At 70.5% G+C, this 24,483-nt stretch carries 19 protein-coding genes; 16 read left to right on the top strand and 3 right to left on the bottom strand.

Annotated features, from left to right (window positions below):
• Positions 1–50 precede the first annotated feature (50 nt).
• The 3 genes from ACE3N6_RS01765 to ACE3N6_RS01755 all read left to right on the top strand — a co-directional run bounded on the left by ACE3N6_RS01765 (position 51) and on the right by ACE3N6_RS01755 (position 2,891).
• Entirely contained in the window at positions 51–629 is a 579-nt protein-coding gene (locus tag ACE3N6_RS01765) for a transglutaminase family protein (RefSeq protein ID WP_374243438.1), read from the top strand.
• Positions 630–702: 73 nt separating this feature from the next.
• Positions 703–2,664 (top strand): helicase-related protein, encoded by a 1,962-nt coding sequence (locus ACE3N6_RS01760; RefSeq protein WP_374243437.1) that lies wholly within the window; start codon positions 703–705, stop codon positions 2,662–2,664.
• Positions 2,665–2,678: 14 nt separating this feature from the next.
• On the top strand, positions 2,679–2,891 hold the full coding sequence (locus tag ACE3N6_RS01755) for a DUF3820 family protein (protein ID WP_374243436.1): 213 nt from the start codon (positions 2,679–2,681) through the stop codon (positions 2,889–2,891).
• Positions 2,892–2,906: 15 nt separating this feature from the next.
• On the opposite strand, the gene ACE3N6_RS01750 is transcribed toward ACE3N6_RS01755, so the two are convergent.
• The gene (locus ACE3N6_RS01750; RefSeq protein ID WP_374243435.1) at positions 2,907–3,221 is read right to left on the bottom strand and encodes a hypothetical protein; all 315 of its coding nucleotides are present in this window, start codon (positions 3,219–3,221) and stop codon (positions 2,907–2,909) included.
• Positions 3,222–3,438: 217 nt separating this feature from the next.
• Here ACE3N6_RS01750 and ACE3N6_RS01745 point away from each other — a divergent pair, with 217 nt between their 5' ends.
• The 13 genes from ACE3N6_RS01745 (at position 3,439) to ACE3N6_RS01685 (ending at position 23,444) form a co-directional block, all read left to right on the top strand.
• Complete coding sequence (locus ACE3N6_RS01745) at positions 3,439–4,107, top strand: TetR/AcrR family transcriptional regulator (RefSeq protein ID WP_374243434.1); 669 nt, start codon at positions 3,439–3,441, stop codon at positions 4,105–4,107.
• A gap of 51 nt (positions 4,108–4,158) precedes the next feature.
• Positions 4,159–6,636 carry an acyl-CoA dehydrogenase gene (locus ACE3N6_RS01740; RefSeq protein ID WP_374243433.1) on the top strand — a complete coding sequence of 826 codons (2,478 nt, stop codon included), beginning with the start codon at positions 4,159–4,161 and terminating at the stop codon, positions 6,634–6,636.
• An 8-nt stretch (positions 6,637–6,644) separates the two neighbouring features.
• The gene (locus ACE3N6_RS01735; protein WP_374243432.1) at positions 6,645–7,928 is read left to right on the top strand and encodes an acetyl-CoA C-acetyltransferase; all 1,284 of its coding nucleotides are present in this window, start codon (positions 6,645–6,647) and stop codon (positions 7,926–7,928) included.
• Positions 7,925–9,856: a 3-hydroxyacyl-CoA dehydrogenase NAD-binding domain-containing protein gene (locus ACE3N6_RS01730; protein WP_374243431.1), complete on the top strand. Its 1,932-nt coding sequence runs from the start codon at positions 7,925–7,927 to the stop codon at positions 9,854–9,856. The genes ACE3N6_RS01735 and ACE3N6_RS01730 overlap by 4 nt, the downstream gene beginning before the upstream one ends.
• Before the next feature lie 21 nt (positions 9,857–9,877).
• Entirely contained in the window at positions 9,878–10,285 is a 408-nt protein-coding gene (locus ACE3N6_RS01725) for an acyl-CoA thioesterase (protein ID WP_374243430.1), read from the top strand.
• Positions 10,286–10,401: 116 nt separating this feature from the next.
• On the top strand, positions 10,402–11,694 hold the full coding sequence (locus ACE3N6_RS01720; RefSeq protein ID WP_374243429.1) for an OmpP1/FadL family transporter: 1,293 nt from the start codon (positions 10,402–10,404) through the stop codon (positions 11,692–11,694).
• A 55-nt stretch (positions 11,695–11,749) separates the two neighbouring features.
• Positions 11,750–12,424 carry a TetR family transcriptional regulator gene (locus ACE3N6_RS01715; protein WP_374243428.1) on the top strand — a complete coding sequence of 225 codons (675 nt, stop codon included), beginning with the start codon at positions 11,750–11,752 and terminating at the stop codon, positions 12,422–12,424.
• A gap of 125 nt (positions 12,425–12,549) precedes the next feature.
• On the top strand, positions 12,550–14,931 hold the full coding sequence (locus tag ACE3N6_RS01710; protein WP_374243427.1) for a 3-hydroxyacyl-CoA dehydrogenase/enoyl-CoA hydratase family protein: 2,382 nt from the start codon (positions 12,550–12,552) through the stop codon (positions 14,929–14,931).
• 144 nt (positions 14,932–15,075) lie between these two features.
• Positions 15,076–16,269 (top strand): acetyl-CoA C-acyltransferase, encoded by a 1,194-nt coding sequence (locus ACE3N6_RS01705; protein WP_374243426.1) that lies wholly within the window; start codon positions 15,076–15,078, stop codon positions 16,267–16,269.
• 51 nt (positions 16,270–16,320) lie between these two features.
• A complete protein-coding gene (locus ACE3N6_RS01700; RefSeq protein WP_374243425.1) occupies positions 16,321–18,963 on the top strand; it encodes a LuxR C-terminal-related transcriptional regulator in 2,643 nt (880 codons plus the stop codon).
• 86 nt (positions 18,964–19,049) lie between these two features.
• Positions 19,050–20,714, top strand: coding sequence for a fatty acid--CoA ligase (locus ACE3N6_RS01695; RefSeq protein WP_374243424.1), 1,665 nt, complete (start codon positions 19,050–19,052; stop codon positions 20,712–20,714).
• A 73-nt stretch (positions 20,715–20,787) separates the two neighbouring features.
• Positions 20,788–22,551 (top strand): DUF1302 domain-containing protein, encoded by a 1,764-nt coding sequence (locus ACE3N6_RS01690; RefSeq protein ID WP_374243423.1) that lies wholly within the window; start codon positions 20,788–20,790, stop codon positions 22,549–22,551.
• 95 nt (positions 22,552–22,646) lie between these two features.
• Positions 22,647–23,444, top strand: coding sequence for an enoyl-CoA hydratase/isomerase family protein (locus ACE3N6_RS01685; RefSeq protein ID WP_374243422.1), 798 nt, complete (start codon positions 22,647–22,649; stop codon positions 23,442–23,444).
• An 18-nt stretch (positions 23,445–23,462) separates the two neighbouring features.
• On the opposite strand, the gene ACE3N6_RS01680 is transcribed toward ACE3N6_RS01685, so the two are convergent.
• Together ACE3N6_RS01680 and ACE3N6_RS01675 are read right to left on the bottom strand one after the other, a co-directional pair.
• Complete coding sequence (locus ACE3N6_RS01680) at positions 23,463–23,666, bottom strand: hypothetical protein (RefSeq protein ID WP_374243421.1); 204 nt, start codon at positions 23,664–23,666, stop codon at positions 23,463–23,465.
• Positions 23,667–23,685: 19 nt separating this feature from the next.
• On the bottom strand, positions 23,686–24,432 hold the full coding sequence (locus ACE3N6_RS01675) for a YdcF family protein (RefSeq protein WP_374243420.1): 747 nt from the start codon (positions 24,430–24,432) through the stop codon (positions 23,686–23,688).
• Between the last annotated feature and the right edge of the window lie 51 nt (positions 24,433–24,483).

Here is a 24,483-nt window from a genome sequence, read left to right as displayed (position 1 = left end):
CCCACGTAAGCTCGCGGCCGGATCGTCCGCGCCAACTTCGGGGTTTCATCATGCAGGCCTATCTCGCCGCCAGCCGCTACATCGATTTCGACCACCCGGACGTCGCCGCCCGGGCGCGTCTGCTTGCCGACGGTGCGGCCTCGCCCCGTGAGGTGGTGCGCCGCTGCTTCGAGTTCGTCCGCGACGAGATCCGCCACAGCGTCGATTTCATGCAGAACCCGGTCACCTGCAAGGCGTCCGACGTGCTGCGCCACCGCACCGGCTACTGCTACGCCAAGAGCCACCTGCTGGCCGCGCTGCTGCGGGCCAATGGCGTGCCCACCGGGCTGTGCTACCAGCGCCTGTCGGTGGGCGACACCGGCGCGCCTTACTGTCTGCACGGTCTCAACGCCGTGTGGCTGGATGGCATCGGCTGGTTCCGCATCGACGCCCGGGGCAACAAGCCCGGCGTGGACGCGCAGTTTGCGCCGCCGGTGGAACGCCTGGCCTTTGCCATCCGCGAGCCGGCCGAGCGCGATCTGCCCGAGATCTGGGCCGAGCCGCTGCCCTGCGTGGTGCAGGTGCTGGAGACCGAGCCCGACGTGGCCGCCGTGCTGCGCAAGCTGCCGGACGTGCCGCTGATCGGCTGATCGCGCGCGGCTGGCTCGCACGACTTTTTTCGGGCTGGCCCGCCGTGGCCGGCCCATTGTTTTTTGACTCAAGATGACCGACACCGAACTTCCCCAACCCGCCCCCGCGCCAGACCTGCGCTTTGTCGTTACCGTGAGCAGCAACCGGGTGTGGCTTGCCGCCAGCCGGCGGGTGCGCATCCGCGGCGAGGAATTCCGGCTGGTGGGCTATCTGCCCGAGAGCTGCCTGGGCCAGGCCGGCCACTGGCGGCGGCGGCCCGAGGCGGGGCGCCAGACGCTGGAGCAGGCCATGCTGGCGGCGCAGGGCGCCCACCTGGAGGCCGCGCTCGACGCCGCCGTCGCCCAGATCGACGCCTTCCTCGCCGCCTGCGCCGACGACGGGCTCCGGCCCGATCTGCGCGGGCTGCGGGACGACTGCGCGTCGGGCCGGCTGGATTTTTCCACCTTGGGCAAGACCCTCGCCCAGACCCTCGCCGAGCTGCGCACCCGGCGCCGCCAGCGGGAGCTGGCCGGCCAGATCGGGCGCACCGTGCGCCTGTCGGACTATCCGGACACCTTCGCCGCCCGGCGTCGCCCGCGCAAGCTGATCGCCGTGCTGGGGCCGACCAACTCCGGCAAGACCCACGACGCCTTCGAGCGCCTCGCCACCGCCCGCGCCGGCGTCTACCTGGGCCCGCTGCGCCTGCTGGCGCTGGAGGCCTTCACCCGCCTCAACGAGGAGTTCGGGGTGAGCGCGTCGCTCGTTACCGGCGAGGAGCGCCGGATGGTGGAGGGCAGCCGGGTGACCGCCTCCACCATCGAGATGCTCGACCCCACCGCCGAGCTGGAGGTGGCGGTGATCGACGAGATTCAGATGCTCAGCGACCCCGACCGGGGCTGGGCGTGGACCCAGGCGGTGGTGGGCGCCAACGCCGCCGAGGTGTGGCTGGTGGGCGCGCTGTCGGCCGAGCCGGCCATCGTCGCACTGGCCGAGCGCCTGGGCCTGCCCCTGGAAATCCGCCGCAAGCAGCGCAAGCACCCGCTGGTGGTGGGCGAGGCGCTGGCCCACCACCCGGCCGGCGCGCTGCGGCGGGCGCGGCCGGGGGACGCCTTCATCGTCTTCTCGCGGCGCGACGCGCTCAACCTGCGGGACGACTTCCTGGCCCTGGGCAAGTCGGTGGCGTGCATCTACGGCGCCCTGTCGCCCGAGGTGCGCGAGCGCGAGGCGCACCGCTTCGCCGGCGGCGACGCCGACATCCTGGTGGCCACCGACGCCATCGGGATGGGCCTCAACCTGCCCATCGAGCGGGTGGTGTTCACCGCCATCCAGAAGTACGACGGCACCGCGCGGGATACGCTCTCGCCGTCGCTGCTCCAGCAGATCGGCGGGCGGGCCGGGCGCTTCGGCCATCAGGAAGAGGCGGGCGTGGTGGCCGGCCTCACCCCGGCCGAGCACAAAGTGGTTGCCGCGCTGATGAAGGCACCCCAGCCGCCGCTGGAAGCCCGCGGCTTCCAGATCACCGCCGGCAGCGCGTATCTGGAGCAGATCGCCGGGATGGCCGGCGACACCCGGCTGGAGGCGCTGCTGTCGCTGTTCCAGCTCCACGCAGATTGCGGCGACGGCTTCTTCGTGCCCCACATCCCCGAGGAGCAGCTCGCCCGCGCCGCCCAGCTCGACCGGATGAAGAACCTCACCCTCCACGAGAAGCACGTCTTCTCGATGGCGCCGATGGCGTCCCAGAACGAGACCATCGACGGCGTGTGGCGCGACTGGGCCTACACCGCCAACAAGGGCAAGGCCATCGAGCTGGATTTCCTGCCCCGCGTGCCCCAGCGCGCCTCGCTGGAGGAGGCCGAGACCACCGTGCGCCTGATCGCCGCCTACCGCTGGTTTGCCTACCGCCTGCCCGAGCGCTTCATCGACCAGGAGATGGCCGACACCTGCCTCGCGCCGTGGATCGCGGTGGTGGATGGCCACCTGCGCAGCCGCTACCGGCAAGGCGTGGGCGGCGGCCGCAAGGGCGTGCCCAGCTGGTACTGGCCGGTGCGCCACTGAGCGGGGCGGGCGCGATGAACCCGGAACTCCTCGAACTACTGGTCACCCGCAGCATGCCCTACGGCAAGTTCAAGGGCCGCCTGCTGGCCGACCTGCCGGGGCATTACCTCGCGTGGTTCGCGCGGGAAGGCTTTCCCGCCGGGCAACTGGGCCAGCTGCTGGCGCTGATGCACGAGCTGGATCACAACAACCTGCGGGCGCTGCTCGATCCGCTGCGGCGGGGGTGAGGGGCGGGGGCCTCGTCAGCGCGTCGCGCCGCGACCGCCGCGGACACGGACCACCTCAAAGCCCAGGCCGTCAAGCAGCGCGGCGACGGTCGTCCTGCCGCCGCAGAAGTCCTTCGGCGTGAGCGGACCGCGCTCGGGAAAGGCGTAGCCATGCGCCGCCCCGACGATGGCCTTCGAGTCGTAGAGGCGCCCCGTCGCGCCGTCGCGCAGCAGATATTCCCGCGCCTTGTGGAACCCGTATTTTTCCAGAAAGCCGGCCTGACCAAGCCGGTCGAATTCGGCCATCGCGGCGCGGATGGCCTTGGGGTCGTCGATGTCGCGGAAGCTCATGGCGTTGGCTGCAGGGCGGTGCGCTTGAGTGTGGTCGTGCAGCGCGCGATTTTAGCCGCCTGAGGCTGACGTGTCCTGGGTTGCCTGGGCGATCGCGTTGCGGCGGGGGCGGCCCGCGCTGCGCAACCGGCAAAACAGTTGACTTCGATCAAACTAAACGTATGATTAAAACGTCTGTTTGATTTTGCCCCGTCAGCCCTCTTTCGAGGTCACGCCCATGCGCGACGATTCCGCCAAGACTTCGCCCGATACCCGCAGCCGCATCCTCGATGCGGCCGAGGTGCTGTTCATGGAACATGGCTTCGACGGGACGTCGATGCGCATGATTACCGGCAGCGCCGGGGTCAATCTGGCCGCGGTCAATTACCACTTCGGCTCCAAGGAGCTGCTGATCCAGGAGGTCTTCCGGCGGCGGCTCACGGCCCTCAACAACGCGCGCGTGGCGGTGCTGGACGCGATGGAGGCCGAGGCGGCCGGGGCGCCGCTCAAGCCGAGCCGCATCGTCGATGCCTTCTTCGGCACCGCGCTGCGGATGGCGGCGGATGTGGAGGGCGGCGGGCACACCTTCATGTGCCTGCTCGGGCGCACCTACACCGAGCCCAACGAGTTCGTGCGCAAGTTTCTGGCCGAGGAGTACGCCGAGTGCGTCGAGCGTTTCCTGTCGGCGCTGTACCGGGCGCTGCCCGAGGTGGAGCGCAAGGAGATCCTGTGGCGCTTCCACTTCATGATGGGCGCCATGTCCTACGCCATCGCCGGCACCGACGCGCTGCAACTTGTCACCGGCAAATTTGATGACGAGCACCCGTCGCGTCTGGTGCCGCGGCTGATGAGCTTCCTGCTGGGCGGCCTTCGGGCGCCGCTGGCGGATTTTGGTTCGAACCCATAAAGAAACGGATGCGGGCCGCGATCGACGGCACCGCACGCGAGGAGACATCTCATGGCTTACTGGTTTCTGGTTTCCCTCCCTCCCCTGGTGGTCGCGCTCGCCTACGGGCGAGCGCCTTTTTTTGCCTGGTATGGGGTGGGGCTGGCGTGGATTGCGGCGCTCGGCTGGTTGGCCGCGTGGCCGGTGGCGCTGACCGCCGGCGTGGCGGCCGCGGTGGCGGTGATCGGGGCGGTCTTCCTGCTGCCCGGCGCGCGCCGCGGGCTGGTGACGGCGCAGATCTTCAAGCCCTTCCGCAAGGCGCTGCCTTCCATGTCGCAGACCGAAAAGGACGCGCTGGAGGCCGGCACGGTGTGGTGGGAGGGCGAGCTGTTTGCCGGCAAGCCGGACTGGCGCCGCCTGCTGGCCTTCCCCAGGCCCACGCTGACGCCCGAGGAGCAGCGCTTTCTGGATGTGGAGACCGATGAGCTGTGCCGCCTGACCAAGGATTGGGATTGCACCCAGCAGCAGGACATGCCGGCCGAAGTGTGGCGTTACATCAAGGAGAAGGGCTTCCTGGGGATGATTATCCCCAAGGAGTTTGGCGGCAAGGGCTTTTCGGCCTACGCCCATTCGCAGGTGGTTACCAAGCTGTCCACCCGCTCGTCGGCGCCGGCCGTCACCGTGATGGTGCCCAACTCCCTGGGCCCGGCCGAGCTGCTGCTGCACTACGGCACGCCGGAGCAGAAGCGCTACTACCTGCCGCGCCTTGCCAGCGGGCAGGACATCCCGGCCTTTGCGCTCACCAGCCCGTGGGCGGGTTCGGATGCGGCGTCGATCCCCGATTCGGGCGTGATCTGCCGCGACATTTACCAGGGCCGCGAGGTGCTGGGGATGCGCGTGAGCTTCGACAAGCGCTACATCACCCTGGCGCCGGTGTGCACGGTGTTCGGGCTGGCCTTCCGCCTGTACGACCCGATGCACCTGCTGGGCGACGTGGAAGACCTGGGCATCACCTGCGCGCTGGTGCCTCACGATCACCCGGGCGTGGATATTGGCCGGCGCCACTTCCCGCTCAACGCGGTGTGGATGAACGGCCCGATCCGCGGCAAGGACGTGTTCATGCCCCTGGAGTTCATCATCGGCGGGCCGAAGATGGCGGGGCAGGGCTGGCGGATGCTGATGGAGTGCCTGGCGGCCGGGCGGTCGATCTCGCTGCCCGGCTCCAACACCGGCATGCTCAAGATGACGGCCCGCGCGGTGGGCGCCTATGCCCGCGTGCGCTACCAGTTCAAGACGGCGGTGGGCAAGTTCGAGGGCGTCGAGGAAGCACTCACCCGCATCGGCGCCAACGCCTACCTGTGCGACGCCGCGCGGGTGATGACTGCCGGCGCCATCGACCTGGGCGAGAAGCCGTCCGTCGTGTCGGCCATCGTCAAATACCACGTCACCGAACGCGCCCGGCAATCGGTGAATGACGGCATGGACGTGATCGGCGGCAAGGGCATCTGCCTGGGCCCGCAGAATTTCCTGGGCCGCGCCTACCAGCAGGTGCCGGTGGGCATCACCGTGGAAGGCGCCAACATCCTCACCCGCAGCCTGATCCTCTTCGGCCAGGGCGCGATCCGCTGCCACCCGTATGTGCTGAAGGAAATGGACGCCGCCCGCAGCGGCGATCTCGCCGCCTTCGACGACGCCTTCTGGGGCCACATCGGCTACACCGTCAATAACGCCGCCCGGGCGCTGGCGATGGGCGTTACCGGCTCGCATTTCGTGGCGGTGCCGGACGGCGTGGCGCCGGAGGTGCGCCGCTACTACCAGCAGCTCACCCGCTTCTCGGCCGCGTTTGCCTTCATCGCCGACATCTCGATGGGCACCCTGGGCGGCGCGCTCAAGCGCAAGGAGAAGCTCTCGGCCCGCCTGGGCGACATCCTCTCGCTGATGTATCTGGCGTCGGCCACCCTCAAGCGCTTCGAGGACGAAGGCCGCCAGCAGGCCGATCTGCCGCTGCTCCACTGGGCGATCTGGGACTGCATGTTCAAGATCCAGAGCGCCTTCGAGGGCGTGATCGCCAACTTCCCCAACCGCTTCTTCGCGCTGCTGCTGCGCCGGGTGGTGGTCTTCCCCCTGGGCCGGCCCTACGTGGTGCCGTCCGACAAGCTGGGCCACGAGGTGGCGACCCTGCTCATCAACCCCTCCGAAACCCGCGACCGGCTCACCGCCGACGTGCATCTGCCGAGGGATCTGGAAGAGCCCGTCGGCGCGCTGGAGGCCGCGCTGCTGGCCACCCTCGCCGCCGAACCCGTCGAGGCCAAGGTGCGCCAGGCGATCAAGCGCGGCGAGTTCAAGCCCGGCCTGCTGGTGAATGGCGGCGTGGATGCGCTGTACGACGCGGCCCTTGCCGCCGGCGTCATCGGCGACGACGAGCATCGCCTGATCCACTGCCGCGGCGCGCTGCGCGACAAGGTGATCCGGGTGGACGACTTCCCCTACGACTTCGGCCTGCGCGACGCGCTCGCCAAGCTCACCGACCCCCAGCAGCAGGCCGCCTGAGCCCCGCCATGAACCAGCCGATCTACATCATCGACGGGGCGCGCACGCCCTTCCTCAAGGCCCGCAACGCGCCGGGGCCGTTCGCGGCGTCGGATTTGGCCACCGCCGCCGGCAGCGCGCTGCTCGCCCGCCAGCGCTTTGCGCCGGACCAGCTCGACGAGGTGATCCTGGGCTGCGCCGCGCCCTCGCCCGACGAGGTGAACATCGGCCGCGTGGTGGCCCTGCGCATGGGCTGCGGCATCGAGGTGCCGGGCTGGACGGTGATGCGCAACTGCGCGTCCGGCATGCAGGCCATCGACTCGGCCATCGCCAACATCCAGCGCGGGCGCGCGCAACTGGTGCTGGCCGGTGGCGTGGATGCCCTCTCGCGGGCGCCGCTGCTGTACTCCGACCCCATGGTGCGCTGGTTCGCCGGCTGGATGGGCGCCCGCAGCCTGGGCCAGAAGCTGGCGATGGTAAAGCGATTCAAATTTGGCTATCTGGCGCCGGTAATCGGTATCATGAAGGGCCTCACCGACCCCATCGTCGGCCAGCTCATGGGCCAGACCGCCGAGAACCTGGCCTTCGAGTTCGGCATCGCCCGCGACGACATGGACGCCTTCGCGGTGGAGAGCCACCGCCGCGTGGCCGCCGCCCAGGATGCCGGCCATTTCGCCGAGATCGTGCCGCTCATCGACCAGGACGGCACGGTGTACGGCGCCGACGACGGCCTGCGCCGGGATGCCTCGATGGCCGGCCTCGCCAAGCTCAAGCCCTTCTTCGACAAGCAGTACGGCCGGGTCACGCCCGGCAACAGCTCCCAGATCACCGACGGCGCCGCGTGGCTCATCCTGGCCTCGGAAGAGGCCGTGCAGCGCCACGGGCTCGAACCCATCGGGCGCATCGTGGATGCCGAATGGGCCGGGCTGGAGCCCGAGCGGATGGGCCTGGGCCCGGTGCACGCCGCCTCGCCGATCCTCGTGCGCAACCGCCTCGGGCGCGACGACATCGACCTGTGGGAGATCAACGAAGCCTTCGCCGCCCAGGTCATCGCCTGTCTCAAGGCGTGGCAGAACGACGACTACTGCCGCACGCGCCTGGGCCTGCCTGGCGCGCTGGGCCCCATCGACCCGGCGAAGCTCAACGTGGATGGCGGCGCCGTGGCGCTGGGCCATCCGGTGGGGGCGAGCGGGGCGCGCATCGTGCTGCACCTGCTCCACGCCCTGCGGCGCACGGGCGGCAAGCGGGGGATCGCCAGCATCTGCATCGGCGGCGGTCTGGGTGGCGCAATGCTGGTGGAGGCCCTGGGATGAACATGACACACTGGAAGCTCGAATGCGACGCAGACGGTATCGCTTTTGCCACCCTCGACGTGGCCGGCTCGACCACCAACACCCTTGGCTTTGCGGCGATGGACGAACTGGGCCAGCTCCTCGACGCCCTCGACCGCCAGCCGCCCAAGGGGTTGGTGATCCGCTCGGGCAAGGCGGCCGGCTTCATCGCCGGGGCCAACATCGAGGAGTTCACCGCCATCGACTCCGCCGCCGCGGCGCGGGTGCTGGTGGAGCGGGGCTGGAGGCTCTTCAACCGCCTCGCCGCGGTGGCTTACCCCACGCTGGCGCTGGTGCGCGGGCACTGCATGGGCGGCGGCCTGGAGCTGGCGCTGGCCTGCCGCTACCGCATCGCGGTGGACGAGCCCGGCACCCGCATGGCGCTGCCCGAGGTGATGCTGGGCATCTACCCGGCCTGGGGCGGCATGCTGCGGCTGCCGCAGCTCATCGGCCCGGCGGCGGCGCTGGACCTGATGCTCACCGGCAAGGGCGTGGATGCCCGCAAGGCGAAGCGCCTCGGCCTTGCCGACGAAGCCGTGCCCGCCCGGGTGATGGACAACGCCGCGCGGATGCTGGTGCGCTCCGGCCGCGCGCCGCGCCGGCTGCCCTTCTTGCAGCGCCTCCTGAACGGCCCGCTCGCCGGCATCGTCGCCAGCAAGGCCCGCAAACAGGTGGCCAGCAAGGCGCGGCCGGAGCACTACCCCGCGCCCTACGCGATCGTCGACATCTGGGCCCGCCACGGCGGCAATGCGCTGGCGGTGCCGGCCAGCTCGCCCTCGTCGCTGGAGGCGATCTTCCGCTCGCAAACCGCCAGGAACCTGATCCGCGTCTTCTTCCTGCAGGAGCGCATGAAGGGCTTCGGCAAGGGCGCGGATTTCTCGCCCAGGCGCGTGCACGTGGTGGGCGCCGGCGCGATGGGCGGCGACATCGCCACCGAATGCGCGCTGCGCGGGATGATCGTGACCCTGCAGGATCAATCCGTCGAACGCATCGCCCCGGCCATCGCCCGCGCCGGCAAGCGCATCGAGCGCAAGTTCCGCGGCAAGCCGCGGGAGGCGCGCTTTGCGCTGGATCGGCTGATCCCCGACCCGGCCGGCGCCGGCGTGGCCCAGGCCGACCTCATCGTCGAGGCCATCTTCGAGAACCTCGAGGCCAAGCGCGCCCTCTTCGCCGACATCGAAAAGCGTGCCCGGCCCGACGCCGTGCTGGCTTCCAACACCTCCAGCCTGCGCATCGGCGACATCGCCACCGCGCTGGCCGACCCGAGCCGGCTGGTGGGCATCCACTTCTTCAACCCGGTGGCGGTGCTGCCGCTCGTCGAGGTGGTGAAGAGCGCGGTGTCGGCCGACGAACCCTATCGCCGCGCCGCCGCCTTCGTGCGTCAGCTCGACAAGCTGCCCCTGCCGGTGAAGGACGAGCCGGGCTTCCTGGTCAACGCGGTGCTCGGGCCTTACATGTACGAGGCGCTGCGCTGCGTGGACGAGGGCGTCGCCCCCGAGACCATCGACGCCGCGCTGGTGGCCTACGGCATGCCGATGGGGCCGGTGGAGCTGATGGACACCGTCGGCCTCGACATCGCGGTGGCCGCCGGCAAGACGCTGGCCGGCCCCGACGCGGTGCTGCCCCGGGCGCTGGCCGACCGCGTGGCCGCCGGCCAGCTTGGCAAGAAGAGCGGGCAGGGCTTTTACCCGTGGGTCGATGGCAAGGCGAAGAAGGCCGCCGCCGGTGCCCCGCCGGCCGGGCTCGCCGAGCGGATCGCCGCGCCGCTGCTGGCGGCGGCCCGGGCCTGCGTGGAAAAAGGCGTGGTCGAGGACGCCGATCTGGCCGACGCCGGGGTTATATTCGGCACGGGCTTTCCGCCCTTCACCGGCGGGCCGCTGAACCTGTCCCGCGCCGGCAGCGCCGGCTGAACCCACCCGAGGAGTCACCCCATGTGCAATCAACCCACCCAGCTTCCGCCAGGCCAGATGCCGGTCCTGCGGGTGATGCCGATGCCGGCCGATCTCAACCCGTCCGGCGACGTGTTCGGCGGCTGGATCATGGCCCAGGTGGATATCGCCGGCGCCGTGCCGGCCATCAAGCGGGCCCGTGGCCGGGTGGCCACCATCGCGGTCAACTCCTTCCTGTTCAAGCAGCCGGTGTCGGTGGGCGACATCGTTAGCTTCTACGCCGAGATCATCAAGGTCGGGCGGAGCTCGATCACCGTCGATGTGGCGGTGTACGCCGAGCGCAACCCGGAGCACCCCATCGTCGTGAAGGTGACCGAAGCCGTGCTCACCTACGTGGCAGTGGACAAGAGCGGGCAGAAGCGGGAAATTCCGCCTGAAACGAACGTCTGAACGAAATCGAACGACACCCTTGCCGCGAATCCCCAGCGGATTCGCCCAGCGTAAAGGCCCGGGACCTCGCGCAGCCCGAGGCTTGTACAACGACAGCGCCCACGTGAGGAGACACCATGAAAATGAAAACCATCGCCCGCCTGATCCCCCTGCTGGCCGCCGGTCTGGCCAGCGGCCAGGCATCCGCCGCCGGCTTCCAGCTGCTCGAGCAGAACGCCAGCGGTATCGCCAACGCCTACGCGGGCTCGGCGGCCGTCGCCGAGAACGCCAGCACGATCTTCTTCAACCCGGCCGGCATGACCCAGCTGAAGGATCGCGAGATTTCGGTCGGCATGTCGGCCGTGCGCCCGACCTTCAAGTTCAGTGACAGAGGGTCGTCGAGCCTTGGCGCCTTTGCTTCGGCAGGTGAGGGCAACGATGCCGGCAGCTGGGCCTTCATCCCCAACGCCTACATGTCGTGGGCGCTGACCAAGAACCTCTACGCCGGCCTCGGCATCGGCGCGCCTTTCGGGCAGGTCACCGAGTACAACGATCCCTGGGTGGGGGCGGCTCAGGCGATCAAGTTCGACATCAAGACGATGAACCTCAACCCCAGCCTGGCTTACCGCATCAACGACAAGGTCTCGGTGGGTGGCGGCCTCAACTACCAGAAGATGAAGGTGGAGTACATCCGTCGGGCGGCCATCGGCCCCGTCTCGCCGCTCAACGTCGCGGGAACCTCCGCCACCCTGTCGGCCGACAACGACGCCTGGGGCTGGAACGTGGGCGCGCTGTTCACCCTCAGCCCGACGACCAAGGTGGGCGTGTCCTACCGCTCCTCGATCAAGCACGATCTGAAGGGCGACCTGTCCGTCAGCGGCCCGGCCGCCGGGGCCAACGCCGCCCTCACCACCGGCGCGGCGAAGGCCGACGTCGAGCTGCCCGAAACCTTCATCCTGAGCGTGGCGCAGACCTTGAGCGACAAGTGGGAGATGCTCGGCGACGTCTCCTGGACGGGCTGGAGCAGCATCCCGAAGGTGGACATCGTGCGCACCGCCGGCGCCCTCAACGGCGTCACCGTGCAGACCCTCGACACCAAGTTCCGCGACACCTGGCGCTTCGCCCTGGGCGCGAACTACCGCCTCAACGAGCAGGTCAAGCTGAAGTTCGGCGTGGCCTACGACCAGACCCCGGTGCAGAGCGACCAGCATCGCCTCGTCTCCCTGCCCGACAGCAACCGCACCTGGCTGTCCGGCGGTGCGCAGTTCAAGGTCACCAAGGATTCGCTGCTCGATCTGGGCGCGGCTTACCTGCGCGTGGGCGAATCCCACATCGACAACAACCAGAGCGCCGACGGTCGCGGCTACGTCAAGGGCGTGTACGACGCCCGCGTGTGGATTCTCGGCGCCCAGTACTCGATGGCCTTCTGATCTGCCGTTCCAACCCGGCGTCGGGCTTTCCGGCGCCGGTTCTCGTTTGAAGCCCATGCCGCGCCTCGACTCCACCCCCGACGCCAAGACCCGCATCCTCGACGCCGCCGAGCGGCTGTTCATGGAAAACGGCTACGCCGCCACCTCGATCCGCATGATTACCGGCGCCGCCGGGGTGCCGGTGGCGCTGGTCAACTACCACTTTGGCACCAAGCAGGGGCTGATGGAGGCGGTGTACGAGCGTGCCCTGGGCAGCCGCGGCGGCAGCCGGGTGAGCTACCTCGACAAGCTCGAACTCGACGCCGCCGGCCAGCCCATCGCGGTCGACGTGCTGGTGGATGCCTTCCTGTCGTCGGCCCTGCGCCTCACCCGCAAGGACACCATCTCGGGCGAGGTCTTCAAGCAGCTCATCGGCCGCGCCTTCTACGAGCCCGGCCCGGGCACCGAGGCCTACTTTCCGGCTGAATACCGGGAGGCGGTGGACCGCTACCGCCAGGCCTTCATGCGCACCTTGCCCCACCTCAGTCAGGACGATGTGGTGTGGCGGATGTACTTCTTCGTCGGTATCGTCGCCTACGCGATGGCCGGAAAGGATGTGATGCGGATGACCGAAACCTACGCCCTCGCCGACGCCGGCAACCCGGAAGGCATCATGGCCCGCCTGCGCCCCTTCGTGGTGGCGGGTTTTCTGGCCCCGGCGGGTGCGCTGCCGACGCCCGGCGACGCCTGATTTTTTCTGATTGTTGCATCTAAATTCATGATTGCGCTAAGATTTGAACAGTTGTTCAAATTTGTCGCGGGATTCCTGAACCATAAAGCCGGCCTATCGATGGGCCGCATCTGAAGGAGGAGCAAGTGAGCAGACTCATCATTCGCAAGGTGGCCGTGCTGGGTGCCGGCGTCATGGGGGCGCAGATCGCCGCCCACTGCGCCAACGCCAGCGTGCCGGTCATCCTTTTCGACCTGCCGAAGGACGGCGACCCCAACGCCATCGCCAAGAAGGCCGTGGACGGGCTCAAGAAGCTCGACCCGGCGCCCCTCGCCACCCGCGACCGGGCCCAGTTCATCGACGTGGCCAACTACGGCTCCGATCTGGAAAAGCTGCGCGACTGCGACCTCATCATCGAGGCCATCGCCGAGAAGATGGAATGGAAGCTCGACCTCTACGCCAAGGTCGCCCCGTTCATCCGCCCGGACGCCATCTTCGCCTCCAACACCTCGGGTCTGTCGATCAACGCCCTGGCCGAAGGCATGCCGGAGGCCGCCCGCAGCCGTTTCTGCGGCATCCACTTCTTCAACCCGCCGCGCTACATGGCGCTGGTCGAGCTGATCGCCACCCGCAGCACCGACCCCGCCACCCTCGACGCCCTCGAAGCCTGGCTCACCACCCGCCTGGGCAAGAGCATCGTCCGCGCCAAGGACACCCCCAACTTCGTCGCCAACCGCGTGGGCGTGTTCTCGATCCTGGCGGTGATGCACCACACCGCGCGCATGGGCCTGGGCTTCGACGAAGTGGACGCCCTCACCGGCCCGCTGATCGGCCGCCCCAGGAGCGCCACCTACCGCACCGCCGACGTGGTGGGCCTGGACACCATGGCCCACGTCATCGGCACCATGGACGCCACCCTCGCCGACGACCCGTGGCACGCCTACTTCAAGTCGCCCGAGTGGCTCGCCGGCCTGATCGCCAAGGGCGCCCTGGGCCAGAAGACCAAGGGCGGCATCTTCCGCAAGGAAGGCAAGGTCATCAACGTGATCGACCTGGCCACCGGCGCCTACCGCCCCAGCGCCGGTGAAGTGGCGCCGGAAGTGCTGGCCATCCTCAAGAACCGCAACCCGGCCGAGCGCTTCGCCCAGCTGCGCGCAAGCGCCCACCCGCAGGCCCAGTTCCTGTGGGCGATCTTCCGCGACGTGTTCCACTACTGCGCCTGCCAGCTTGGCGCCATCGCCGACAACGCCCGCGACGTGGATTTCGCCATGCGCTGGGGCTTCGGCTGGCAGCAGGGTCCGTTCGAAACCTGGCAGGCCGCCGGCTGGCAGACCATCGCCAGCGCCATCAAGGCCGACATCGAGGCCGGTGTGGCGATGACCAACGCGCCGCTGCCCGCCTGGGTGTTCGACGGCCGCACCGGCGTGCATGCGCCGGAGGGCTCCTGGAGCGCCACCGACGCCGCCCTCAAGCCCCGCTCGACCCTGCCGGTGTACCAACGCCAGCTCTTCCCCGAGCGCGTGCTGGGCGAAGCCGCGCCGGACGCCGGCGTCACCCTGTGGGAGAACGACGGCGTGCGCCTGTGGAACCTCCCGGCCAAGGACGCCCGCATCGGCATCGTCTCCTTCAAGTCGAAGATGCACGCCGTCGGCGACGAGGTGCTGGACGGTGTGCTCGAAGCCATCGCCCGCGCCGAGCGCGACCTGGACGGTCTGGTGATCTGGCACGAGGCGCCGTTTGCGGTGGGTGCCAACCTGGCGCAGGTGGCCGAGGCCTGCAAGGCCGGCCAGTTCGACCGCCTCGAAAAGACGGTGGCCAAGTTCCAGCAGGCCTCCATGGCCCTCAAGCATTCCATGGTGCCCACCGTGGCGGCGGTGCAGGGCATGGCCCTGGGCGGCGGCTGCGAGTTCGTGATGCACGCCACCCATCGGGTGATGGCGCTGGAGAGCTACGTGGGCCTCGTCGAGGCCGGCGTCGGCCTGATTCCCGCGGGCGGCGGCTGCAAGGAGTTCGCGCTGCGGGCAGCCGGCCTCGCCAGCCGGGCGGCGGGCGGCGACGTGTTCCCCTTCATCCAGAACATGTTCCAGACCATCGCCATGGCCAACGTCTCCAAGAGCGCCCTGCAGGCGGTGGAGCTGGGCTTCGCGAAGGAATCCGACGACATCCTCTTCAACCCCAGCGAGCTGCTCCACGTGGCCCTGGCCCGCGCCCGCGCCCTGGCCGAATCCGGCTACCAGCCGCCGCTCGTCCAGCGCGCCGTGCAGGTGGCCGGCCGGAACGGCATCGCCACCTGCGAGATGATGCTCATCAACATGAAGGAAGGCGGCTTCATCTCCGAGTGGGATTACCGGGTGGCCCGGGCCGCTGCCACCGCCCTGTGCGGCGGCGAGGTGGAGACCAACGCGAAGGTGTCGGAGCAGTGGATTCTCGACGTGGAGCGCGCGCTCTTCGTGGATCTGCTCAAGACCGAAAAGACCCAGCAGCGCATCGCGCACATGCTGGAAACCGGCAAGCCGCTGCGCAACTGATTGTGATGCGGTGAGGAGATAGGAGAAAGGCGGTTCGGAGACCTTGTTTGCGCCCTGTGCGCTGGCGATCGTCAGCGCAACCGGATTGGCATCGGTCTCCTCACTCCTCACGTCTTACTCCTCACTGCCCCAAAGGAGAATTCGATGAAACAGATTCAGGAAGCCTACATCGTTGCCGCCACCCGCACGCCGGTGGCCAAGCGCAACGGGATGTTCCGCAACGTGCGCCCGGACGACATGCTGGCCCACGTGCTGTCGGCGGTCGTCGCCAAGGTGCCGGGGCTCGACGCCACCGAGATCGGCGACGTGGTGGTCGGCTGTGCCATGCCCGAAGCCGAGCAGGGCATGAACGTGGCGCGCATCGGCGTGCTGCTGGCCGGCCTGCCCAACACCGTGCCGGGCATCACCATCAACCGCTTCTGCTCGTCCGGCCTGCAGGCCGTGGCCGACGCCGCCGCGCGCATCCGCCTGGGCGAAGCCGACGTGATGATCGCCGCCGGCACGGAGAGCATGACCGTGATGCCCCAGATCATGGGCAACAAGATCTCGCTCAACCCGGCCGTCTTTGCCAAGGATGAAAACCTTGGCATCGCCTTCGGCATGGGCCTCACCGCCGAGAAGGTGGCCCAGCAGTGGGGCATCGACCGCGCCGCGCAGGATGCCTTTGCGGTGCAGTCCAACCAGCGCGCCGCCGCGGCGATTGCCGCCGGTGCGTTCAAGGACGAGATCACGCCCTACACCGTGCGCACCCACGTGCCGGGTGACGGCGGCACGGTGCGCGTCGTCGAGCGCGTCTGCGACACCGACGAAGGCCCCCGCGCCGACGCCTCGCTGGAAAAGCTCGGCAAGCTCAAGCCGGTGTTCGCCGCGCGCGGCTCGGTGACGGCCGGCAACAGCTCCCAGATGTCCGACGGCGCTGGCGCGGTGCTGCTGATGTCCGAGGCGGCGGTGAAGCGCTACGGCGTCAAGCCCATCGCCCGCTTCTGCAGCTACTCGGTGGCCGGTGTGCCGCCGGAGATCATGGGCATCGGCCCGGTCGAGGCGATCCCCCGCGCCCTCAAGGCGGCCGGCATCGCCCAGTCGGATCTCGACTGGATCGAGCTGAACGAAGCCTTCGCGGCCCAGGCCCTGGCGGTGATGAAGCAGCTCGACATGGACCCGTCCAAGGTCAACCCCCAGGGCGGCGCCATCGCCCTGGGCCACCCGCTGGGCGCTACCGGGGCGATCCGTGCCGCTTCGCTGATGAGCGCGTTCCAGCGCACCTCGGCCCGCTACGGCATGATTTCCATGTGCATCGGCACCGGCATGGGCGCCGCCGGCATCTTCGAGAAGGTGTAACCCCGTCGTTCCCCGGCCGGGCGACTCCGGTCGGGGGCTTGTTACCGTCAGATGAAGCTGCCTGCGGCGGAAGGGGCCGAAGCGCGCCCGTCCCTGCTGATCCAGACCAAGCTACGCCCGCCGGCTCCGTCGGCGGGCGTGCTGCTTCGTCCAAGGCTGGTGGATGCCCTGTGCGCCCCCGGCCAGCCGCCGGTGCTGCGGGTGTGCGCCTCGCCCGGTGCCGGCAAGACGACCCTGCTGGCCCAGCTGCGCGAGCGCCTGGCCGGCCTGGGCTGGCTGGTGGGCTGGCTCAGCCTCGACCGGGAGGACGACGAGCCCGGCCTGTTCTTTCCCTATCTCGTCGCGGCCCTGGGGGGCGAGGACGGCGTGGCCCGGGAGGCCGCCTGCCTGCTCGCCCGGGATGCGCTGGCCTCGCCCCGGGCGGTGCTGGCGGCCCTCATCAACGGGCTGGCCCGCTCGCCGGTGCCGGTGGCGCTGATCCTCGACGACGCCGACGCCCTCACCGCGCCGCCGCTCCTCGACGCCCTGCAGACCCTCGTCCGCTACGCCCCGCCGGCCTTCCGGCTGATCCTCGCCGGGCGCGGCTCGCCGGCCCTGCCCTTCGCCACCCTGGCGGCGCGGGGGCAGCTCGCCAGCATCGGGGAGCCCGAGCTGCGCTTCGCCGCCGACGAGGCGCGGCATTACTTCGAAGGCTTTGGCGGGCCGCTGGCCGAATCTGCGGTGGCCGACGCCGTGTGGCGCACCACCGAGGGCTGGGCCGCCGGCATGTATCTGGTCGCCCTGTCGGTGCGCGATGCAGACGACGCCGACGCGCTGATGGCCGGCATCCGTCGCCGGGCAGGGGAGGGCGTGGGGGCCTATCTCGCCGAGAACGTCCTCGCCGGGCTGGCCCCGGCCCAGGTCGATCTCCTCCTTGCCGCCGGCCCGCTCGACCGCTTCTGCCCCGAGCTGTGCGCGGCGGTCGGCGGCGAGCCCGACGCCCGTCGGCGGCTGGACGAGCTGGCCGGCCAGAACCTCTTCGTGAAACGCCTGGACGACGGCTGGTTCCGGTTTCACGCGCTGTTCGCCGATTACCTGAAAGCCCGCCTCGCCCGCGACGACCCGGCGCGCCTGCGCCACATCCAGCTCGCCGCCGCCCGCTGGTGCGCCGACGCCGGGCTGTGGCAGGAGGCCGTGCGCTACGCCCTGGCCGGCGGCGACGCACCCCGCGCCGCCGCCTGGGCCGAAGCCTGCGCGATGGGCTTGGTGCAGGCCGGCGAGATCCGCACCGTCACCGGCTGGCTGGCCCTGCTGCCGCCGGCCCTGGTGGCCGGCAGCCTGCGCCTGCGCCTGGCCCACGCTTGGGCGCTGGCCTTCGGGCTGCACCTGGGCGAAGCCCGCGACGGGGTGAGCGGCATCGAGGCCGATCTGGCCAGCGGCCGCCTGATCGCCCAGGCCGAGCCCGGCGAGCTGGCCGCGGTGAAGGGGCTGATCGCCGGCCTCTCCGACGAGAGCGAGGCCGCGATGGCCTTCGGCCGGCAGGCGCTCGACGCCGCCGCGCGGGCCGACTCATGGGTGGCCCAGATCGCCCGCAGCGTGATCCTGTTCGGGCTGCACACCGCGTCGCGCTTCGACGAGGCCACCGATCTGGCGGCCCGCTCGGCCCCCTTCGAGGCTGGCGGCTGCCCGCTCTTTGGCATGGTGTACCGGCTCAGCATGTCCGGGCTCGGGCACGGCATCGCCGGCCGGCTGGGCGAGGCGGCCGCCCTGCTGCGCGAGGCCCTGGCCCGGGCAGTGGCCGAATCCGGCCCCCGTTCGGCGGTGGCGGCGCTGCCCGTCGGCTATCTGGCGGAGATCCTCTACGAGCGGGGCGATCTGCAGGCCCTGGGCGAGGCGATGGCCGGCCGGGCCGAGGTGGTGGCCGAAACCAGCCCGCTGGGCGCCTGCGCGCGCTTCACGGTGATCGCCGCGCGGCTGGCCGTGCTGCGGGGCGACCGGGGCGATGCGCTGGCCCGCCTCGACGCCGCCGACCGGCTGGGGCAGCAGCGCCGCTGGCTGCGCATGCGCGCGCTGACGCTGGCCGAGGCGGCGCGCATCCTGTGGCAGGGCGGCGACGCGGCGGCCCTGCGGGCGCGGGTGGCGGCGCTGCAGCCCGCCATGCCAGCCCAGCCCCCGCGGCAGGTGAGCAGCCTGATGGAGACCTGGCTCGCCTGGCGTGAGGCGCTGGCGCTGCTGGCCCTCGCCGAAGGCCGGGCCGACGCGGCGGTGGCCGAGCTGGAAGCCCTGGTGGCGGCCTCCCGGGAGGCCGGCTTCCACTACCGGGCGCTCCAGCGGCGAATCCTGCTCGCCCAGGCCCTCGATCTGGCCGGCCGTCGCCCCCGTGCGGTGGCCGAGCTGGCAGCGGTGCTCCCCCTCGCCGAGCAGGCCGGGATGGTCCGCAGCCTCGCCGATGCCGGCGTCGATGCGCTGCTGGCGCTGGCCCGCGCCGCGCCGGCAGCCGGGCTGCCCGAGCCGCTCTCGGTGCGGGAGCGCAGCCTGCTGCAGCTGGTGATGCAGGGGCTCTCCAACAAGGCCATCGCCCGCGCCGCCGGGGTCACCCCCGAGACGGTGAAGTGGCACCTCAGCAACATCTACGCCAAGCTCGGCGTGCGCAGCCGGACGGAGGCCATCCTCCGCGCCCGGCAGGCCGGCCTGCTGCACCTGCCGCCCGGCTGACCCCCCTTTCGGGGGGGCGATTTCGCGTTTTTCTCCGGCTAAGCTGGCTCGCTTCCGTCAGACCAGAACAGCCCGAGGAGACCATCGTGCAAACCGACATCCGAGCTTCCGGAGACGCCGCCGCGTCCGCCGATCAGCCCTACGCCTACCCGCTGCTCATCAAGCAGCTGCTCCATACCCCGCTGGCCCACGCGCCCGAGCAGGAGATCGTCTACCGCGATCTGCGCCGCCACACCTACCGCGACCTCGCCGACCGCATCGGCCGCTTGGGCAGCGCCCTCAGCCGGCTCGGGGTGGGCTTTGGCGACACCGTGGCGGTGGCCGACTGGGATTCCCACCGCTACCTGGAGAGCTACTTCGCCATCCCCATGCTGGGCGCGGTGCTGATGACGGTGAATGTGCGCCTGTCGCCCGAGCAGATCGCCTACACCATCGACCACTGCGGCGCCGAGACGCTGCTCATCAACACCGAATTCCTACCCATCCTCGACGGCATCCGCGACCGCCTGCCCAGGCTCAAGCGCATCGTGCTGCTCTCCGACGAGCCCTGCGACCCCGCCGCGGCCGGCGCCGTGGGCGAATACGAAGCCCTGCTGGCGGCCGCCGATCCGCGCCACGCGTTTCCCGATTTCGACGAGAACACCCGCGCCACCACCTTCTACACCACCGGCACCACCGGCCTGCCCAAAGGCGTGTTCTTCAGCCACCGTCAGCTGGTGCTGCACGCCCTGGGGGCGCTGGCCGGGGCTGCGTCGGCGCCGTCCGGGCAGCGCTTCCACCGGGGCGACGTGTACATGCCGATCACCCCGATGTTCCACGTCCATGCCTGGGGTCTGCCCTACGTGGCCACCATGCTGGGCGTGAAGCAGGTCTACCCCGGCCGCTACGTGCCGGACATGCTCCTGCAGCTGCGTCGCACCGAAGGCGTGACCTTCTCCCACTGCGTGCCCACCATCCTGCAGATGCTCCTGGTGGCACCGGCTGCCAAGGACATGGACCTCTCCGGCTGGAAGATGGTGATCGGCGGTTCGGCCTTCACGGTGGGTCTCGCCACCCAGGCGGTGGCCCGGGGCATGGACGTGTTCACCGGCTACGGCATGTCCGAGACCTGCCCGATCCTCACCCTCGCCCAGCTCAAGCCCGAAGACCTGGAACTGCCGCCCGAGCAGACGGTGACCGCCCGCTGCCGCACCGGCCTGCCGATTCCGCTGGTGAACCTGCGCATCGTGGACGGCAACCTGGACGACGTGGCCCACGACGACCAGGCCCAGGGCGAGGTTGTCGTGCGTGCCCCGTGGCTCACCCAGGGCTACCTGAAGGACGCCGAGGCCACCGCCCACCTGTGGCGCGGCGGCTGGCTGCACACCCAGGACATCGGCCGCATCGCGCCCAACGGCTCGCTGCAGATCACCGACCGCATCAAGGACGTCATCAAGTCGGGCGGCGAGTGGATCTCGTCGCTGGAGATCGAGACCCTGATCTCCCAGCACCCGGCGGTGGCCGAGGTGGCGGTGCTGGGCGTGCCCGACGCCCGCTGGGGCGAGCGCCCGCTGCCGGTGGTGGTGCCCAAGGCCGGCGCCGAAGGCGTGACGGCGGACGACATCATCGCCCACCTGCGCGCTTTTGCCGACGCAGGGCGGATCTCCCGCTTCGCCGTGCCCGACCAGGTGCGCTTTGCCGAGAGCCTGGAGAAGACCAGCGTCGGCAAGATCAACAAGCGCCAGATGCGCGAACGCTACGCCGCCGGCTGACGCGCGCGCAGAACCCCACCGGATCGACGCCCCCGCCAGAGAGGGGCGCGGTCCCCCAAAGGAGGAACTCCGGATGTTTCAACACCATGCCCGCCGGGCAGGCCTCGCCCTGCTCGTCGCCCCGTCCCTCGTGCTTGCCGCCGAGGCCGACGCCCCCTTCACGATCCGCGGCGCGGCCTCGTTCGGCACCGCCTGGCGAACCGCCGAGCGCGACCCCAACCTCATCCAGCGCACCAACGGCGCCGCCGCCGGGGTGCCCGCCAACGCGCCCCACGGCCGCAATCAGGACGACGGCAACCTCAACTTCGACAAGGGCGACGCCATCGCCCGGGTGCTCAAGGGCCACGTCGCCGCCGACTTCCGGCGCGACGCCGTGAGCGCCACCCTCGCCGTCAAGGGCTGGTACGACGACGCGCTGCTCAACGACAACCGCCCGTGGGGCAACGGGCCGGCCGGCTACCGCACCGGCGGCCCCATCGACGACGCCGGCTTCAGCCAGCGGGGCCGCTTCTCGGGTGCCGCGCTGATGGAAGCCTTCGTGGCCGGGCGCTTTACGGTTGGCGAGCGGGCTCTCCAGCTCAAGCTGGGCAACCAATACCTGGATTGGGGTAGCCGGATGAGCATCGGCGGCGGCCTGTCGGCGCTGCAGCCGGTGGACATCCCCGCCATGCGCCGCCCCGGGGCCACCGCGGACGAAACCCGGGTGCCGATCCCGGCCCTCACCGCGCGGCTCGAAACCAGCGACACCACCCGCGTCGAGGCCTTCTACCAGTTCCTGTGGCGGCGCACCGAGCTGGACGGCTGCGGCACCTTCTTCGCCACCGCCGACTACGTGGCGCCCGGCTGCAACCGGGTGATGGTGGGCGATACCGTCAGCGATCCGGCTTCGCTGGACGCCCAGCGCTACCTCAAGCGCAGCGCCAGCCCCGGCGTGGCGGATGCCGGCCAGTTCGGCCTCGCCACCACCTTCCGGCTGCCGTCGCTGGCCAGCGAGGTGGGCCTTTACGCCGCCCAGTACCACAGCCGCACCCCCATCGCGAGCCCGATCCGCTCTGGCCGGGTGGGCGGCGCGCCCTTCCTGCCGGGCGACGCCGACGGGCTCAACGCCCGCTACCTCACCGAGTTTCCGGAGGACATCCGGGTCTTCGGTGCGACCTGGGCCGCGAAGCTCGCCCGCGTGAGCCTGCTGGCCGAGCTGACCCATCGGCCCAACCTGCCGGTTCAGCTCAACTCGGTGGACCTGCTCAACGCGGCCGCCTCCAACACCGCGCCAACCCTGCTGCGGGCCGACATGAACGCCACGCCCTACGGCGGCGTGCTCCACGGCTACGACCGCCTGAGTGTGTCCCAGGCGCAGGTGGCCGGGGTGTGGAGCCTCGACCGCTTCCTGGGCGGCGAAGGGCTCAGCCTCGCCGGCGAGGCGGGCGTCAAGTTCGTCCACGACCTGCCCGACGCCAGCGTGCGCCGCTACGGCCGGTCGGACCTGTACGGTGTCGGAACGGTGGCCGGGGCGTGCTCCAGCGTCGCCACCAGCTGCGCCAACGCCGGCTACGTCACCCGCAGCGCCTGGGGCTACCGCCTGCGCGCCGCCTGGCGCTACACCGGCGTGGCCGACGGCGTGGTGCTGAGCCCGGTGGTGAGCTGGGCCCACGACGTGAAAGGCTGGTCGGCCGACGGGCTCTTCAACGAAGGCCGGCGCTTCGCGGTGCTCGCCCTGAAGGCCGACTTCGCCAAACGCTACGGGGCCGAGCTGGGGTGGACCAACACCTTCGGCGGCACCTACAACAACGCCCGTGACCGGGACTTCGTGAGCCTGTCGGTGGGCATGCGCTTCTGACCGGCGGCCACCCGGGCGGCGGGGCCTTTCCGCCACCCGGGCATCGAGGTCAAAATGGCGGTCACGAACCTCCTGAAACTCCGGAACCGCCTCCCATGACCTCTCCCATCCTGCTCGACGTGGCCAACGGCGTCGCCACGCTGACCCTCAACCGGCCGAAGGCGCTCAACGCGCTGTCCTTCGAGATGATGCACGCCCTTTCCGACGCCACCGCCCAGCTCGCCCACCGGCGCGATCTGCGGGCGGTGGTGATCCAGGGCGCCGGCGAGCACTTCATGGCCGGCGGCGACCTGAAGGATTTTGCCGGCCAGCTGCACCTCTCGCCCGAAAGCCGCATTGCCAGCTTCCGGGCCACCATCGAGCAGCACATCAACCGCAGCGTCGAGGCCCTGGCCGAGCTGCGGGTGCCGGTGATCGGCCGCGTGCACGGCGCGTGCGCCGGCTTCGGCCTGTCGCTGGCGCTGGGCTGCGACATGGTGGTGGCGGCCGACAACGCCTACTTCACCACCGCCTACGCCAGCATCGCCCTGTCGGGCGACGGGGGCGTGTCGTGGTTCCTGCCGCGCATCGTTGGCCGTCACAAGGCCTTCGAGCTGCTGCTGCTGGCCGACCGTTTCGACGCCGCCGAAGCCCAGCGCCTGGGCGTGGTGAACCGGGTCGTGCCGCTGGCCGGGCTGGACGACGCAGTGGCGGCGCTGGTGGGCCGCATCCTGGCCGGCCCGCGGGAAACCTACGCCGAGATGAAGCGCCTGCTCAACCAGTCCGCCGACCAGAGCCTCGACACCCAGCTCCTGCTGGAGGCCGAAGCCTTCGCCCGCTGCGCCGCGCGGCCGGATTTCGACGAGGGCATCGACGCCTTCCTGGGCAAGCGCAAGGCCCGCTTCCAGGGCTGAGGCGGCGCCGGCCGCCGGTCAGTCGTGGGGCCTGAACTCGCCGCACCAGGCCCGCCCGCCGACGATGGGAAAGCGCCATCGGTGATCTTCCCGGGGCGACTGGGCGCCGGCGAAGGTGGGCGGGTAGCGGTGGCAGGTTCCGCCGGTGCTGTCGGTGGCCAGAAAGTAGCGGCAGTGGCGGCAGCTGGGGTCGGAGGGGTCGGTGGGCTGGGAATCGGTCATGGCGTCGGGGCGTGTCGGTTCAATGGCTGAGGCGGAAGGCCAGCAGGCCCAGCCACTCGTGAATGGCGTAGCTGCCGGCGAAGGCTGAGTTCATGCTTGGAAAGCGGGGCTGCGGTTCGTCGGACGGCCCCCGGCGCAAGAAGCCGGTGGGGGCCGCCACCGGCTCCAGCCCGGCCGCCTGGAAGGCTTCCAGCGAGCGGTGCATGTGCGCGGCGTGGGTGACCAGCACCACCCGCCGCACGCCGGCCGCCTGCAGCATCGCAGCACTCAGGCGGCCGTTGTCGACGGTGTCCAGCGACGCCGCCTCGACCCACCGCACCGGCACCCCGAAATCCTCCTCCAGGGCGCGCTTCATCAACTCCGCTTCGGGCTGACTGCCGCTCGGGGCGCCCCCGCTCACCAGCACCGGCAGGCCCGACGACCGGGCCAGCCGGGCGCCGTAGCGGAGCCGCTCGAGAGTGATCCGATTGACCGTCTGGCCGCCGAACTCGGGCGCATTGGTCCGCGCACCGCCGCCCAGGATCGCGATGGCGCCGGCGCCTTCGAGCTGCGCCGGCTGCACCGCGGGCAGGTCTTCCAGGTTGTCGAGGAGGGCGTCCACCACCGGCGGCGCAACCAGCGCCACGGCAAGGGCGAGGCCGCCCCAGGCCAGCACCCGGCCCGCCCGCGGCCGCCAGCGCTGCAGCAGCAGACCGGCGCCGATGGCGACGAGGGGCAGGAGCGGGGGCTGCAGGAGCAGGCCGACGAGCTTTTTGAGGAAGAACATGATGAAAAGACGCACCTGAAGCGAGAAGTCGCATTGTCGCTGAAGAGGCGC

The sequence above is a fragment of the Zoogloea sp. genome (genome assembly GCF_041904905.1).
GTDB lineage: Bacteria > Pseudomonadota > Gammaproteobacteria > Burkholderiales > Rhodocyclaceae > Zoogloea.
Note: the sequence above shows the minus strand (reverse complement) of the source record. Positions and strands in the feature narration are given on the sequence as shown.